The organism is Iningainema tapete BLCC-T55 (genome assembly GCF_014698965.1).
Taxonomy (GTDB): domain Bacteria; phylum Cyanobacteriota; class Cyanobacteriia; order Cyanobacteriales; family Nostocaceae; genus Iningainema; species Iningainema tapete.
The window spans coordinates 1-14,802 of the sequence record NZ_JACXAE010000071.1; the positions used below are offsets into that span (position 1 = coordinate 1).

General features: G+C 40.2%; 14 protein-coding genes and 1 pseudogene. 6 read left to right on the forward strand and 9 right to left on the reverse strand.

The window, feature by feature from the left end:
* The first annotated feature begins 111 nt into the window (after window positions 1-111).
* Window positions 112-591, forward strand: coding sequence for a peroxidase family protein (locus tag ICL16_RS20580; RefSeq protein WP_202895641.1), 480 nt, complete (start codon window positions 112-114; stop codon window positions 589-591).
* Window positions 592-702: 111 nt separating this feature from the next.
* Here the strand turns inward: ICL16_RS20580 and ICL16_RS20585 are convergent, their stop codons facing one another.
* Complete coding sequence (locus ICL16_RS20585) at window positions 703-1,449, reverse strand: ferritin-like domain-containing protein (protein ID WP_190831385.1); 747 nt, start codon at window positions 1,447-1,449, stop codon at window positions 703-705.
* Window positions 1,450-1,634: 185 nt separating this feature from the next.
* On the opposite strand from ICL16_RS20585, the gene ICL16_RS20590 reads away from it, so the two are divergent.
* Window positions 1,635-1,991 (forward strand): hypothetical protein, encoded by a 357-nt coding sequence (locus ICL16_RS20590; RefSeq protein WP_190831387.1) that lies wholly within the window; start codon window positions 1,635-1,637, stop codon window positions 1,989-1,991.
* A gap of 114 nt (window positions 1,992-2,105) precedes the next feature.
* On the opposite strand, the gene ICL16_RS20595 is transcribed toward ICL16_RS20590, so the two are convergent.
* From ICL16_RS20595 to ICL16_RS20610, 4 genes and pseudogenes are all read right to left on the reverse strand, one after another.
* Window positions 2,106-2,327, reverse strand: coding sequence for a type II toxin-antitoxin system HicB family antitoxin (locus tag ICL16_RS20595; protein ID WP_190831389.1), 222 nt, complete (start codon window positions 2,325-2,327; stop codon window positions 2,106-2,108).
* Window positions 2,324-2,550: pseudogene (locus tag ICL16_RS20600) on the reverse strand (type II toxin-antitoxin system HicA family toxin). Before ICL16_RS20600 ends, ICL16_RS20595 begins: the two are co-directional and overlap by 4 nt.
* A 9-nt stretch (window positions 2,551-2,559) precedes the next feature.
* Entirely contained in the window at window positions 2,560-5,484 is a 2,925-nt protein-coding gene (locus ICL16_RS20605; RefSeq protein WP_238360879.1) for an NACHT domain-containing protein, read from the reverse strand.
* Window positions 5,485-5,572: 88 nt separating this feature from the next.
* Window positions 5,573-7,792, reverse strand: a complete 2,220-nt coding sequence (locus ICL16_RS20610; RefSeq protein ID WP_190831391.1) for an NACHT domain-containing protein — start codon at window positions 7,790-7,792, stop codon at window positions 5,573-5,575.
* A 120-nt stretch (window positions 7,793-7,912) separates the two neighbouring features.
* On the opposite strand from ICL16_RS20610, the gene ICL16_RS20615 reads away from it, so the two are divergent.
* Entirely contained in the window at window positions 7,913-8,479 is a 567-nt protein-coding gene (locus tag ICL16_RS20615; RefSeq protein WP_190831401.1) for a thermonuclease family protein, read from the forward strand.
* A gap of 11 nt (window positions 8,480-8,490) precedes the next feature.
* Here ICL16_RS20615 and ICL16_RS20620 read toward each other — a convergent pair whose 3' ends face one another.
* Together ICL16_RS20620 and ICL16_RS20625 are read right to left on the reverse strand one after the other, a co-directional pair.
* Window positions 8,491-8,769, reverse strand: a complete 279-nt coding sequence (locus tag ICL16_RS20620; RefSeq protein WP_190831403.1) for a type II toxin-antitoxin system Phd/YefM family antitoxin — start codon at window positions 8,767-8,769, stop codon at window positions 8,491-8,493.
* A gap of 114 nt (window positions 8,770-8,883) precedes the next feature.
* Entirely contained in the window at window positions 8,884-10,431 is a 1,548-nt protein-coding gene (locus tag ICL16_RS20625; RefSeq protein ID WP_202895642.1) for an ABC transporter permease subunit, read from the reverse strand.
* Window positions 10,432-10,456: 25 nt separating this feature from the next.
* Here ICL16_RS20625 and ICL16_RS20630 point away from each other — a divergent pair, with 25 nt between their 5' ends.
* Entirely contained in the window at window positions 10,457-11,203 is a 747-nt protein-coding gene (locus ICL16_RS20630; RefSeq protein WP_202895643.1) for an amino acid ABC transporter ATP-binding protein, read from the forward strand.
* Here the strand turns inward: ICL16_RS20630 and lipB are convergent.
* Window positions 11,184-11,831 carry a lipoyl(octanoyl) transferase LipB gene (gene lipB, locus ICL16_RS20635; RefSeq protein ID WP_190831405.1) on the reverse strand — a complete coding sequence of 216 codons (648 nt, stop codon included), beginning with the start codon at window positions 11,829-11,831 and terminating at the stop codon, window positions 11,184-11,186. The genes ICL16_RS20630 and lipB overlap by 20 nt on opposite strands.
* 528 nt (window positions 11,832-12,359) lie before the next feature.
* Between lipB and hpf the strand changes: the two genes are divergently transcribed.
* On the forward strand, window positions 12,360-13,019 hold the full coding sequence (hpf, locus tag ICL16_RS20640; protein ID WP_190831415.1) for a ribosome hibernation-promoting factor, HPF/YfiA family: 660 nt from the start codon (window positions 12,360-12,362) through the stop codon (window positions 13,017-13,019).
* Between the two features lie 49 nt (window positions 13,020-13,068).
* Here the strand turns inward: hpf and ICL16_RS20645 are convergent, their stop codons facing one another.
* On the reverse strand, window positions 13,069-13,527 hold the full coding sequence (locus ICL16_RS20645; protein ID WP_190831418.1) for a peroxiredoxin: 459 nt from the start codon (window positions 13,525-13,527) through the stop codon (window positions 13,069-13,071).
* A gap of 118 nt (window positions 13,528-13,645) precedes the next feature.
* Here ICL16_RS20645 and ICL16_RS20650 point away from each other — a divergent pair, with 118 nt between their 5' ends.
* Entirely contained in the window at window positions 13,646-14,758 is a 1,113-nt protein-coding gene (locus tag ICL16_RS20650; protein WP_190831420.1) for an acyltransferase family protein, read from the forward strand.
* Window positions 14,759-14,802 lie beyond the last annotated feature (44 nt).

Genomic DNA, 14,802 nt, shown 5'->3' on the forward strand with positions numbered 1-14,802 from the left:
GAGTTGTCGTTGTGAGAGACCATAACTCTACTACATCTGCCCTCTCTCTTCATCCTCTTTTTTTGGCAAAGGTATTGTGACTGGAGAAGATTTTTTGAAATTGACCCTGGTGTGCTAGTTAATCCCAGCCGCAAGCTAGATCCATTCTTGGTTGATCCTCTGAAGGATTTGCCAAATGTTCCAGAACCTAAGTCACTAGCTGTGAGAAACTTGCTTCGCGGTCGCAGTCTAGGCTTACCATCTGGTCAAAGTGTAGCTAACTTAATGCAATTCAACCCGTTGAGTGAGTCGGAAATAGCTACAGGACCGGATGGAGAAGTTGCTGCTAAACATAACTTCCACATTGAATCACCCCTATGGTACTACATCCTCAAAGAAGCACAAATTCAGGGAGAAGGATTGCGTTTAGGTCAAGTGGGAAGTCGTATTCTTGCTGAAGTGTTTGTTGGTCTTTTGGAAACTGATAGTAGCTCTTTCTTGGCACGTTGCCCTGATTGGAAACCAGTATTGCCCGCCCAACACCCAGGAAGATTCACAATGGTGGACTTACTGCAATTCGTTGGAGACATTAATCCGATTGGCGATCGCTAAATCATCTACGATTACCACAAAGTGGGGGAAGATAAGGAAGAACATATAGAGACATATATCGCGTGTCTAAACATGACAATTCCTTACTTCCCGATCTCCCCCTGCTTTAGCTTAAGCTACCACTAACTCAGGTTGGCTTTTTGTTGGCGTACTATCCTGTACCAGCTTTGGAGTATTATCCTGACGTTGCAACATCCCACCGGCAAATGCTAACAAAGCGTTCACTTTGCGAGTGCGCCATTCATCCACAAGTTTTTGCACATCTACCGCAGACATCCGCCGTGTCATTGCTTCATAAAGATAGGCAGCATGACCGGTTTCATCTTTGGCGATACTCAACATCCCCAACTTAAGGTTGCGACTTGCTGGATCGTTCTCTGGTAGTACATGTGCCATTTGCTCAAAATCTCTGCTGGCATCTAACTCCAGAATGTAGGTGCTACCCATAAATACATTCCAGTCAATTACAGCAGGTTTTAACTGTTCTTGGGAGTAACCTTCAAAAAACGTAGCAAAGAAGGGACTACGACGTTGTTGAGATTTGTTCTCTTTTGTGTTTTGTGGTTGATTTTTAAAATCTATGACTTCTTTGTTAAGTTGTTTTAAGGCGTGGGCAAAAATTTGACCATGCTTTGTTTCGTCTGAAGCGTGTTTTGCTAGTTTTTGCGCCAGCCAAGTGTCACCTTCTGTGGCAGCGCGATCGCTCAGTGCTGTCAGAAAAGGTACGGAACCTGATTCCGCTAGCTGAAACCCCGCGAGGATATTGGGGCGAGTTTTGATGTCACGGATCTGAGTAGCATAGTAGTATGCTGAGACACCAGAACCAGCTAGATGCATCAGGTAAGTGAAAAAGTTCATTACTTGAACGTGTGAGAAGTTTACATTTATTATCTTAGACGTTAATTTTTCTGATGATTCAGTATCCAAATATTTAGTTGCTAAGCTTGACTACCAAGACTATACTGAGTTAAAGTTGAGAACTAGTAATATTTCTCAACACTTGCCCAGAATCTTGTAAATTTTTATTTACAATCATTACAACTATGAAACCCAATCAATTTCTGGTTGCCATTGTGTCTGCTGCTGCCATTACAGGTGGCACATTGACATATTTCATCGGTTCCGCCGATGCTTGTCCTTTTAGCGGCACACGAAACTCTTTCCCAAGATTAGATAACTCACCACCTGATTCCTCCAATTCGGCAAATCTTGCCAAAACACTAGGTTTATCTGCCATTTTAGGCAGTTTGATAGTAGGCGGTGTTTACTGGTTCCGTCGCGATCAAAAAGATAAAAATACTACCGATAATCAAGCAGAAACTTACCAAGCTTTAGAATTTCCCCCTTCACTACCAGAAGTTGAGCAGTCAGAACCAGAACAATTAGTTATCCACAAGTAAGCAGTTCCTCCTCGTGCTCCTCGTTACCAGGCAGGAGCCTGGTAATGCTAGCGTGAGAGGCTCTGCCTCTTGTAATGAGAATTGGAGATCCTGCCTCCGGAACTGCGCAAAGCTTCATGCTACTTGCAATGAGTGACCGAAAGTCATAGGTTTTGGCAAAGGTTGACCATCTTCCAATGATGACTCTATCAGCATTTCTAATACTTCCTGAGCATTTTTTAGAGCTTCTTCGTAAGAATCTCCGTGAGTATGGCAAAACTCTCCCCATTCAGGAAGGCTAACAACAAAACACTTATCTTCATCAGACCACTGAATAGTTATAGTATATCGATTCATTCTTGTTCTTCCTCCTGAACCTTTCTAATTTTTTCTATCTTCTTAAGTGCATCACTAACATCTTTCTCTTGGTAAGGTTTAGCATCCGATCCGTCTTTGCCTGACAAAGTACTTTCCCAGATAGTAAAGGGTGAAACCAATTAGTGTGACTACCCTTGCCAGGACGGTAAGTAAACCCTGCTTGCTGCAACAAGCTTTTCAATTCTCTAATTTTCTTAGGCATATTCTTAGCTTACATTGTCACTCTCCGCTCGTTCAATTTCTGTTGAGCAAACTCCCGTAGCTTTTCATCTGGATCATTTTCTGCTCTGTCATGTAAAAGCTGTAAAGTCTGGGGATGCTCAGGATATTGTTTAATAATTGCCTCAAGTGCCACTTTTCGGGGGTTCAACCAATATTGCTGAGTCTTACAGGGATCGCAGACAGCGCGAGCGCACAAAAATTCAAATATCCCCGGTTCATCTTTCCAGCGCCTACTTAACTCTAGTACAGCTGCTCGTCGCACTTGCCAAGCATTATCAAATTGAGCGCGGGATTTGAGAATGGATAATGTATCAATATCTTCTTTCCATCCTTCGGCTAGTGCGTGTACTGCTATCCGTCGTACATTCAAATCATTATCTATTTGAACACGATCTTTAATGATAGCTAATGTATCCGGGTCTTCCTTCCATCTACTGGCTAGTTCTTGTATTGCTCCTATTCGCAAATCCGAATCATTATTAAATTGAGCGTGCATCTTGAGAATGGGTAGAGGATCAGATTCATTTGCAACGAGTTCTTTGACTAGTTCATTTACCACCGCCTGTTTCACAGCCCAATAGTGGGTGGAATCAGCCACAATTTTGAGAAAAGGTAGGGTTTTTGGATTCCCTTGCCAAGTAGTTGCGATCGCTAAAACGGCTTTAACACAAATTTTACTAATTAAATTGAATTCTTCTGCATTTGAAGCGTAAGAGTCATGTTTGTACTGAGTTAAGGCTTTTAGGCAGTCAAATAAGTTGCTATCGATTGACGATATTATCGTTCTATTCCTCACCTCTGAAAGACATTTAGCTGCTAAAAATAGGTTACTAAATTTTTTTGCTTCGCCCTCTTGTGCCATGAGATAATCAATAATCTCACCTGTAAATTTGGCATCAATCATTCCGGCGATTAGGCGTAGAACTTCATGCCAAGACTCATCATGCCAGTGCCTGCCAAAAACCTCTGTTTTGAGATAATTTAGTGAAATTACTCGTTCTTTTTCAAATTGCCTTACAAACTCCCAAGCACAGAAGTATTCCAAAAATGTTCTATGCACAAAAGCATAATAATCTGCACCAAGGAAGCATAAAATAAAGTTACGTTCTCGAAGTTGATTAATCAATAACTTTGCTATATAATTAGGATGATTTATTTCGATAGTTGTTAAATAGCGAGTAAGAATATCTTCTAAATCTGCTGCATAAATCAAGTTACCTGTCAAGCCTTTTTCATTTGTCTGCATGTAATAAGCAACTTTACGCAACATCGCTTGCTTATCTTTATAATCAATTGTGATAGTGTCATTCACTAATGCTTTTTCTACATCCCATTGCTGTAACAAAACTCGTGACGCTTGATTGTAAAGTTCAGCACGATCTCTTGGTAGTTCTTGATTACGATTAAGAATTGCCATCATTGTGAGCAGCAAGGGATTTCCGGCAAGTTGCCTAATTGGCGAATAAGTATTAATCGCTGTACACAAGCGATCGCGTTTTCTTCCCTTTTCGGGACTATTACCAAAAGCTAAATCATGCCATTTATCGATAAAAGTATAAATTTGTTCTAACTCTAAATCTTGTAACATGAAATGGCGAAATTTAGCATCTTGCAAGCGTTGCGGCTTATAGCCAATTACGCGAGATGTTACTAACACCCGTACATGAGGATAGGTTTTGGTGAAATTAATAATATCTGTAATTGCTTCTTCTCGTTTACTTGGTTCAAATACTTCATCTAATCCATCAAACATAACAAAAGCCTTGCTTTGTCTGAGTAATTGATGTATTTGCTGCGGATTTAAAGGACAGATAAAGCCACTTCCTTGCTGAAATAATTCTATGAAGTTTTCACTTTCTTGATTGTTTCGACTTCGAGCATAAGTGCGTAATTCAATCAATAACGGAATTGGCTGTGAAGGCAAATCTGGAACTAGTGTTTCTGCCCATTTTAGCGCTAAATAATGGAGTAAACTAGACTTTCCCGAACCAGGATCGCCTAAAATCATTATGTATTGGTAATTAACGCTTTGAGTAACATCCAGGACAGAGTGGGTTGATTGTTGATGATAAACTTGTTTGTAGCGTTCTAAAACTTCCTGTGGAATATCTGTATCTTCTACTTGTTCAGTTTTTTTCAATCGTTCTAAATACTCTTTTGGTAGCTCACGAAATTGTGATACCTCAATTACTTCACGTACATTTTGAGCTACAAACATATTCCATAACTTCAAGTTGTAGCTGTAGCCTGTGGTATCAAAAGAATCGAGTCGGAGATAACCGTAAGTTTTGGCGATCGCATCCCGGTAATTTAGTAAATCAAGGTTTGATATAATTCCTATTGCATCATATTGTGCTTCTATATCAAAGCTACCACCACCTATACTGATTGACTCATTCAATGTTGAACTTGTGACTTGATTGTGCTGATTAAGTAAAGCAGGTAATTCCTCATATTCTCTTAGAATAGTGCTTACCTTGCGGCGATATAGCTTGGTAATTTGTCCCCAGTTAAAATCATTTGGTAGCGGCTGTAAATTCCATTCTTGCCAAGTCTGCTCTAATATATTCGCACTAGGCAATTGCCGCTCATCTTCAAATGGCTTTCCCAGTTCTTCCAATACAGTTTTATTATGAATAAACTTTCTTAACGAGTTAGTATATTGCTCTATTTCCTTTGCAGATAAATTAGAATCTTCTAATTCTAACTGCACCAAGGTCAAAAATTCTTTCAAAGCTTGACCAAGAGTCAACTTGAGTAACTCTTGTTTCTGTGGCACAATTTGATTGTAACGATACTTTGTTAAGAAACTGTGAATGAAAGATTGTAAATCTTCCCGCGTTAGTTCCATTAGGAGAGTCCTAAAGACAAAACCGACTGCATTTACTACTCCCGAACCTAGCCAATCCATCATAGATGTTAAACTCCCTGTTTGATAAATTTACTTGATTTACTATTGATGAGCGCTCATGGGGAACAAAAATTAGGGATTGGAAAGATGTTCAAGCTTCACTCACCTTTTCTAGCCATCGTAACGTTTCTGTATCATTATACCAAGTTTTTTTAATAACTTTAATTACCTCTATACGTAACGTATTACTAACGCTACCTTGCTCCTCTACTAAAAGTTTTAATTTATTCAGCAATTTATTTGCTGTTTCTTTAATTAAAAAACTGTCTCTTACATCTAACAAGCATTTTGCTGCTAAAAATAAATTTAGACAATCATCTGTTTCACACTCTTGCTCCATGAGATAATTAATAATTTCTCCTGCTGAAGTAACATAAATTTTGCCCACAATTAAACTGAGAACCTCATGCCAAGAAGTATCCTTCCACCGTGGGTAAAAGATCTCTTGTTTCAAGTATTCCAAAGTTATATTACGCTTTCTTTCATATTGTTCGACAAAATACCAAGCACAAAAGTATTCTAGAAAAGTACGATGAACAAAGCCATAAGAATTGTCACCCAGGAAACATAAAATAAAACTCCGAGTTGTTAGCTGCTCCCGTAACACTCTAGCTACCAGCTTAGCTTTGTCAGAAACTATACTTTGTAGATAATTAGCCAGAGTATCTTCTAAATCTTGCTCACTAATAACCAAATTACCAGCTAGAGTAATAGTAGAGCATTGCATCCGATAAGCAATCTGACGTAACATCTCCTGTTTAGCTTTATAGTCAATGTAGTTATTAACTTCCGCGTTTAAACGTCTATCTTCTGGTAAATTTTTATCACCATCCCAACGTTGTAATAGAACTTTAGAAGCATTTTCATACAAAGTAGAACGATCTCTCGGTAATTCCTCATGTCTATTTAGAACTGCCATCATGGTTAGTAGTAGAGGATTGTATGCCAACTCTCGAAAAGCACGGGAATTATCAATAGAATTTTGCAAGCGATGACGTCTATATTCTCCAACATTTTTATCCTGAAATGCTAATTTATGCCATTGGGTGACAAAATTACGAATTTGTTCTTGGTTCAAATCTTGTAGCATGAAATGACTAAAATTAGCATGACGCAGTTTTTGATATTGCTGCTCATAACCAATCACACGAGATGTAACCAAGACTCGTACTTTAGGATAGGTGTGAGTGAAGTTAATAATATCTGTGACTACATTCTCACGTTCACCCAAATCAAGCACTTCATCCAAACCATCAAACATGACAATAGATTTATTATTCTTCAACCAATCATGCAATTCTTTTTGTCCCAGATTACCACCATTTATACCACTTCCTTTATGGTAATACTCTAGAAAATTGTGGCAAAATTGACGATTATCTAGAAAATTGCGTAATTCAATTAATAAAGGTAACTCTAGTGATAAAATATCTCTAATTGGTGTTCTTGCCCAAGATAGTGCTTTGCTTTGCATCAAAGTAGATTTGCCAGAGCCAGGATTACCAATAATAACTGTATATTTGTATTTTTGCTCGTCGTTGAGAATGTCTAAAACAGAACAGATTGGCTGCGCTTGATTACTATCACCAGGATATATACCAACATCTTGAGGCACAAATATTTCCCAGAGTCGCAAGTGGTTTTCCCAACCACTAGTATCTAAGGTGTCTAACCTTAAGATGCTATAAGCTGTTTTCAAACCCTCCTGATAACGACTCAAGTCAAAATCAGGAGAAACAGGAGTAAGTTGTTCAAGTTCTTGTCGGATCTTATTTAAGTTCTCTGCATTTAAGAGTTCTCGCAACTCCTTTGACTCGTTGACAATTGTTTGAACTTTTTTTCGATAACGTTTAGCAAGCCTTTCCCAGTTAAAATTGTCAGGTAAAGTCTTTAAATTTAAGTTATTCCACCTGTGTGCAAGTAACTGATTCAACAATTGGCTATCATCTTCTGCTATCAAACCTAATGCAGCTTCAAAAGGTTTACCAAGAGTTTCTCTGATAGATATATCTTGAATAAATTTGTTTAAGTCTTCTGTATATTCTTCTATTTGAGGTGGTTCAATTTCTAAATCCTCTAGTTCTAATTGAACCAAGTTCAAAAATTCTACTATACCTTGAACGCAAGCTTTTTGTAATGGTTCTTGTTTAGCTAGCTCGAAAGGTAGATTAACAAACTTTTGAATATACCCTTTAAAAAAATCTTTAACGTAGTCTTCTACTGAAGTTAACATCAGTTGAAGTACTTTCTTAAACAGAAATCCAGAAAGGTTTGCTATTCCCCAAGCAACCAATAACTCAGTTCCCATCATTAGGCTATCCTCAAGCTAATATAGTTAAGTGTAAATATTAAGTATACTATCACACTAGTAAGGCAGAATAACTTTGCCGTTTGTTAATATCATCGCATAAGGATTATTTGGTGGCAGGGGATGGAAAAACTAATTAAACGATCGCTACTTTGGCTGTGTGCAGTAATCATTATCTTATGTTTAATGGGGTGTGATAGACTTTTTCCTCCCTCTGGGGACGTGGTGCAGCGAGTTAGTGATGGTGATACAATGACTGTGAAAGAACCCAATGGCGATAATATTACTGTACGCTTTGCTTGTGTAGATGCACCAGAAGTTCCCCATACTAATAAAGAAAAACAAAGTAAACGTGCAAGCGATCGCAATCAATTTAACTGGGGTGCAAAAGCCCAAGAAAGAGTGGAGCAACTAGTCAAACAAGGAGGCTCTCGCGTCACCTTAACTATCACCGACAGCGATAGATACGGAAGAAAAGTAGCAGAAATCCGTCTACCAGATAAAACTTTAATTCAACAAGTATTGGTAAGTGAAGGATTAGCACTTGTCTACCGTCCCTACTTAAACAAGTGTCCTAGTAAAGACGTAATTCAACAAGCCGAAGCCGAAGCAAAAGAAAACCGACGGGGAGTCTGGAGTGATGCTAAGTTTGTCAAGCCTTGGGAATATCGTAGTCTTTATAAAAAATAATCATTAAAATTCTACTGTTCGTCGCTGTCAAAATTAGCTAGACGTTGTAGTTCTAGCGTAAAGGCTTCCGTACCAACCATTTGTGAATTTGAAAGTGCTGCTTGAGCAAGCTTACCAAAAACATGGTCTTGTAATTCGGCGTAAGCTCGCATTAATTGCTGATAGTTATTAGCCGACATAATAACATAACTAGGTTGTGATTCCTTTGTCAAGAGAACAGGCTCTTTTGTCGCACTTTCAAAAACTTCTTTGTAACGTTCGCCCACGTCTGTAAGGGAATAGCTCTGCATATAAACCAACTTTTGCCAACATGTCACTATTGTAATGCAATGTTCAAAGCGATTGGGGGCGATGTCTGACGACAAGCCGCTCCGCGTCTACGCTCTCCTCCTACAGAACAACCACTACACTTTACGCGATCGCCTGACTGGATTCAACCATACTTCCAAGCGACTAAACGCTTGAGAAGAAAGCAGCGTCAAAAATAAGTAAACCAAAGCCACAGCCGCGTAAATTTCAAAAGCGCGATAGTTTTCCGCCACAATCAACTGTCCTTTGCGAAACAATTCTTCAAAACCAATCACAGCCACCAAACTCGTATCTTTGAGCATACTAATAAACTCATTACTCAAAGGAGGAAGCATTCGGCGGAAAGCTTGAGGAAAAATTACATAGCGCATAGTTTGTGTAGAACTTAAACCAAGAGATTGTGCAGCTTCAGCTTGCCCCACTTCAATAGATTGAATACCGCCACGCACAATTTCCCCAATGTACGCAGCACTATTCAAACTTAAAGCAATCACCGCCGCCGCCAGACGATTAAAAGTGAAAGTAAAACCCAATTCTTGAGCGATCGCAGGTATACCAAAGTAAATCATAAAAATTTGCACCAATAAAGGCGTTCCCCGGAAAAAATCCACATAACCCCTAGCAGCCCATCGCACAGGAGTAACCCGAGAAAGTCTGACAATACCCAACAAAGAACCCCCAACCAAACCCAAAACCACAGACAGCGCCGTAATCTGTAACGTCACTAACGCTCCTTGCAGTAAAAAAGGAAGAGATCGTAAAATAACCGTAATTGCAGAAAAAATCTTAGACACCCCTGGTTGACTACCTTCCTGCTGAAAAGGTAATTTCTCAGGTAAAGCAGGCGGTTCACTATTAAACCACTTCTTATAAATTTGGGCATAACTACCGTTACCTAACACCTTAGTCAAACCAGAATTAATCAAAGCCAGATTAGGCGAATTCTTGGGCATAGGAATACCATAATACTCCTGGGTCAACAACTGACCAACCAACTTAAGTCCCCCAAGATTACCCGTCTTAATACCATAGAGCAGAACCGCTTGGTCATGAACCACAGCATCAACATTACCATTAAGTAACTCTTGCAAAGCCGTAGGTGCATCATCAAAAGTGCGAATTACAGCACCCGCCAACTCTTTAACCTTATTCGCGCCCGTCGTACCAATTTGTACAGCAATCCGCTTACCCCTCAAACCCTCAAAACTACTAACATCCTGATTCTCACCAACAACAATCCCCAACCCCGACTTAAAATAAGGACGAGAAAAAGAAATCGTCTTAGCCCGTTCCTCAGTAATAGTCATCGCCGAAACAGCCGCATCAATACTTCTTGCCTGCAAAGCCGGAATCATCCCCGCAAAGGGCATATTTTGATACCTAACCTCAAAACCAGCAGCATTTGCGATCGCATTCATCAAATCAATATCAAAACCCTGCAACTTCCCATCCCCAGACTGAAACTCAAAAGGCGGAAAAGTCGGCTCCGTCGCCACCACCAACCTCCTCCCACCACCAACATCCCCATTCAAACCACAACCACCCAGCACCAACAAACAACACAACCCAAAAACCAAACACCAACGCCACCAACCCATACTCTTTTTCTCTTCCTTCGCGCCCTTCGCGTCTTCGCGGTTCATTAAAATAAAATTTAAAACACCATACATGAAAACCCCCATAATCACCTTCAAAAACATCGAAAAAAACTTCGGTACCCTAAAAGTCCTCAAAGGAATCAGCGGAGAAATCAACAAACAAGAAGTAGTCGCAGTAATTGGTTCCTCAGGATGTGGCAAAAGCACCCTACTACGCTGCTTCAACCGCCTAGAAACCATAGATAGTGGAAACTTAACAGTCAACGGAATAGACTTATCAAAACCCAACTTAAACAACCATCAACTACGGCAACTACGCACACAAGTAGGCATGGTATTCCAACAATTCAACCTATTCCCCCATTTGAGCGTACTAGAAAACCTCACCCTTGCGCCCCGTAAAGTACTAAACAAAACCCCCAAAGAAAGTACACAACTAGCAGGATTTTATCTTGAAAAAGTAGGACTATTTGACAAAGCATCAGCCTACCCCGAACAACTTTCCGGTGGGCAAAAACAACGAGTAGCCATCGCTCGTAGCTTATGCATGAACCCCCAGATCATGTTATTCGACGAACCCACCAGCGCCCTAGATCCAGAACTTGTTGGCGAAGTTCTACAAGTAATGCAGCAACTAGCTGCCGAGGGGATGACAATGGTAGTTGTCACCCACGAAATGCAATTTGCCCGTGAAGTCGCAAACCAAGTGATATTTATGGATAAAGGAATTGTAGCAGAACAAGGGTCCGCTCATGAAGTTCTCACAAATCCTAAAAGTGAGCGTTTGCGTACTTTCCTCAGTCGAATTTCACGTTAAACACAGAAGCAAAGGATTGTGCTATGTGAGAGCGTACCTCATCACATGTGATACCCGGAAGCCACTCTCGCAAACTGCCCACTGGCTTATCCGAAATACCACAGGGTACAATGCGCTCAAACCCTGTCAAATCTGGACAAACATTCAATGAAAAACCGTGCATGGTAATCCAACGGCTAACTTTAATACCAATAGCGGCTACTTTACGCCCTTCTAGCCAAACACCTGTAAAACCTGGTATGCGTTCTCCCTGTAAATTGTAAACAGTCAATGTGCGAATTATTACTTCTTCTAGTTGTCTTAAGTACCAGTGGAGGTCTTTACGATAACGTTGCAGATTTAAAATTGGATACCCTACTAATTGACCTGGACAATGGTATGTTACTTCGCCACCGCGTTCAACTCTACACACTTCATACGTAGTGTTATCAATGTCAAATTTGAGAAAATCAGGATTCGCTCCTTGTCCTAGAGTGTAGACGGGTGGATGCTCTAACAAGATTAACACGTCATCCAATACTGAGTTGTTGATGCGTTCACTAAGTAGCGATCGCTGCCATGCGAGTGCTTCTCGGTAGGGTATCACTTCTTTGTTATATAGTAAACATTTGTATATGTGTTTTTCCATAGCATATTTTTAGATAAAAATCAACGAAAAATAGAAGAATCAGTATGACAAATTACAAACTAAGCGGCAATTGTCAAGCTATGCAAAGGATTTTAAAGGAAAGTCAAGGGAATTGGTTTTACAAAATACAAGATGCTAGTTTGAATATATAACTTTAATGGTGTTGGGAGGAATTCTCTGCAATAACCATCACGCCAAGAAAATAGGAACTAATGCACGCTCAAGATGACGCCTAATCAGTTGTTTAAATCAAATACCAGATAAAATCCCCTCTTAGAACTTGTATTTTCTTTGTGGCGATCGCAATCCACAATGTTAACTTGGGATTGAACGATGTTTGCAGCAATGTTCAATTGCCTTTCAACCAATTGGAGATATGGCAGGCGTGAGAAAAACAAGGCAGGAGTAGGCACAGCAGCAGTGTGTAAAAATTAGTTCACAATTTCTATTGGCAGCAGTGATAGACCTTACCGCAATTCCTGTTCATCCCAACCAAATTCACATTAAACTACCAGCGGGAGAGTTTACATGAAGCTTGTCATCCACGGCAAAAATATTGAAATCACCGATGCCATCCGGGAATATGTGCATCAAAAAATTGACAAGGCAGTAAATCATTTTCAGAACATCACAAACGAAGTGGATGTCCATCTTAGCGTAGCTCGCAATCCCCGAATTAATCCCAAGCAAGCTGCGGAAGTGACTATATATGCCAATGGTAATGTCATTAGAGCCGAGGAGAGCAGCGAGAATTTATATGCCAGTATAGACTTGGTAGCAGATAAAATCGCACGTCAACTACGAAAATACAAAGAACGACGACAAGATAAGAAAACTCAAGCCCAATCTACCATTGAAGAAGCAGTGCCAGAAACTGTAGTCAAAGATTTAATTGGCGATCGCACTCCCATATTACCCGAAGAAGTAGTCCGGACTAAATATTTTGCCATGCCACCCATGACTACTGCAGAAGCTTTAGAACAGTTGCAATTGGTGGGACACGATTTTTATATGTTCCGTAATTCAGAAACAGGCGAGATTAATGTCATTTACGAGCGCAATCACGGAGGTTATGGTGTAATTCAACCCCGCAATGGCAATGGGCATACCAACGGTAACGGCAAGAATGGCAAGACAGCTTACAGTAATATTCACATGCCAGAAAAGTCTTACCAAAACAAGGTGTAAGAAAGAATAGGGAATCGAGCAAGGGGCATGGGGCATGCCCATTGCCCCCTTAGTTCACTGCAAATTGTTGCAAAGTTTTCAGTGCTTCCTCAACGTGACCTTTAAAATTAAACATGGAGTTAAAAACGTACTGCACAACCCCCTGTTGATCTATAACATAAGTAACGCGCCCAGGAAACAAACCAAAGGCTGCGGATGCACCGTATTGCTTCCGCACAGCGTCGCCTTTGTCACTTAAAAGGGTAAACGGTAGCTGATACTTGGTGGCGAATCGCTGATGAGATTCAGGCGAATCGCCACTGACACCAATAACTTCTGCACCTGCTGATTTGAATACTTCATACTGATCGCGAAAGGCACAAGATTCTGCGGTACATCCAGGAGTGTCGTCTTTGGGATAAAAATAAAGGACGACTGCTTTGCCTTGAAAATCTTTCAAGCTAACTGGTGAACCGTTTTGCGAAGGTAAGGTGAAATCAGGAGCTTGATCTCCAACTTTGATTGCCATTGAATTATTTTAAATAGTTACTTAATAAAATTTTACCTTGTATATTAATTCAAAAATTTGCCTTGATTGACTATACATAGTGAAGTAATAAGATTGTATTTACAATAAATTTTAGCTCATGCGTCTAACTTCACTGGATGTTTTTCGCGGCATCACTATCGCGGGTATGATTCTCGTCAATATGGCGAGTCTAGCTGGCGATAATGCTTATCCTCCGCTACTTCATGCTGATTGGCACGGTTGTACACCAACTGATTTGATATTTCCCTTTTTTCTCTTTATTGTTGGTGTGGCAATGACTTTCTCTTTTTCTAAGTACATAGGCGATCGCAAACCCCCTGCATCTGTCTACTGGCGTATTTTTCGACGTGCGGCAATTCTCTTTGGTTTAGGATTACTACTCAACGGTTTTTGGCAATATGATTTGAGTACCATTCGCTTCATGGGCGTATTGCAGCGCATCAGTCTTACCTACCTGCTTGCTTCCGTTGCAGTTCTTAACTTACCGCGTAAAGGACAATGGATTCTGTTCGGGGTATTACTAATCGGTTATTGGTTGATGATGATGTATGTACCTGTACCTGGTTATGGAGCGGGAGTGCTGACACGAGATGGTAATTTTGGTGCTTATGTAGATAGATTAATCATTCCTTCAGCACATCTATATAAAGGAGATGGTTTCAAAAATTTGGGAGATCCGGAAGGACTTTTTAGCACCATTCCCGCTGTTGTCAGTGTCTTGGCTGGTTATTTTGCTGGACAATGGCTACGCGATAATCCAGTGAAATCACGTACAAGTGTTGGTTTGGTATTATTTGGGATTGGTTGCTTAATTATCGGTTGGTTATGGGGTTGGGAGTTTCCGCTCAATAAAAAGTTGTGGACTAGTTCTTATGTTGTTTTTACTACTGGGTGGGCATTATTATTACTGGCAGCTTGTTATGAACTGATTGAAGTACGGCGACAACGTTGGGGTAAACCTTTTGAAGTTATGGGGTTAAATGCGATCGCCATTTTTGTTGCTTCTGTGCTATTGATTAAAATTTTGGTGAAAACAAAAGTTGGCAGTGGAGAAAACGCATTAAGTACCTACGATTGGATTTACAATAACTTGTTCGCATCTTGGGCGGGTACTTTTAATGGTTCGCTATTGTTGGCGATCGCTACTGTCTTGTTGTGGTTGGCTGTCGCCTTTATTATGTATCGGCAACGCTGGTTGATCAAAGTTTAGGAGTTATTTAACCTTAGGCAAAGGCACGAAAAAAGTTAACTACG

Excerpts from the sequence above, each read along its gene's own strand:
- ICL16_RS20585 (WP_190831385.1), bottom strand. The coding sequence starts at position 1,449 with ATGAACTTTTTCACTTACCTGATGCATCTAGCTGGTTCTGGTGTCTCA.
- ICL16_RS20590 (WP_190831387.1), top strand. The coding sequence starts at position 1,635 with ATGAAACCCAATCAATTTCTGGTTGCCATTGTGTCTGCTGCTGCCATT.
- ICL16_RS20595 (WP_190831389.1), bottom strand. The coding sequence starts at position 2,327 with ATGAATCGATATACTATAACTATTCAGTGGTCTGATGAAGATAAGTGT.
- ICL16_RS20605 (WP_238360879.1), bottom strand. The coding sequence starts at position 5,484 with ATGATGGATTGGCTAGGTTCGGGAGTAGTAAATGCAGTCGGTTTTGTC.
- ICL16_RS20610 (WP_190831391.1), bottom strand. The coding sequence starts at position 7,792 with ATGATGGGAACTGAGTTATTGGTTGCTTGGGGAATAGCAAACCTTTCT.
- ICL16_RS20615 (WP_190831401.1), top strand. The coding sequence starts at position 7,913 with ATGGAAAAACTAATTAAACGATCGCTACTTTGGCTGTGTGCAGTAATC.
- ICL16_RS20620 (WP_190831403.1), bottom strand. The coding sequence starts at position 8,769 with ATGCAGAGCTATTCCCTTACAGACGTGGGCGAACGTTACAAAGAAGTT.
- ICL16_RS20625 (WP_202895642.1), bottom strand. The coding sequence starts at position 10,431 with ATGAACCGCGAAGACGCGAAGGGCGCGAAGGAAGAGAAAAAGAGTATG.
- ICL16_RS20630 (WP_202895643.1), top strand. The coding sequence starts at position 10,457 with ATGAAAACCCCCATAATCACCTTCAAAAACATCGAAAAAAACTTCGGT.
- lipB (WP_190831405.1), bottom strand. The coding sequence starts at position 11,831 with ATGGAAAAACACATATACAAATGTTTACTATATAACAAAGAAGTGATA.
- hpf (WP_190831415.1), top strand. The coding sequence starts at position 12,360 with ATGAAGCTTGTCATCCACGGCAAAAATATTGAAATCACCGATGCCATC.
- ICL16_RS20645 (WP_190831418.1), bottom strand. The coding sequence starts at position 13,527 with ATGGCAATCAAAGTTGGAGATCAAGCTCCTGATTTCACCTTACCTTCG.
- ICL16_RS20650 (WP_190831420.1), top strand. The coding sequence starts at position 13,646 with ATGCGTCTAACTTCACTGGATGTTTTTCGCGGCATCACTATCGCGGGT.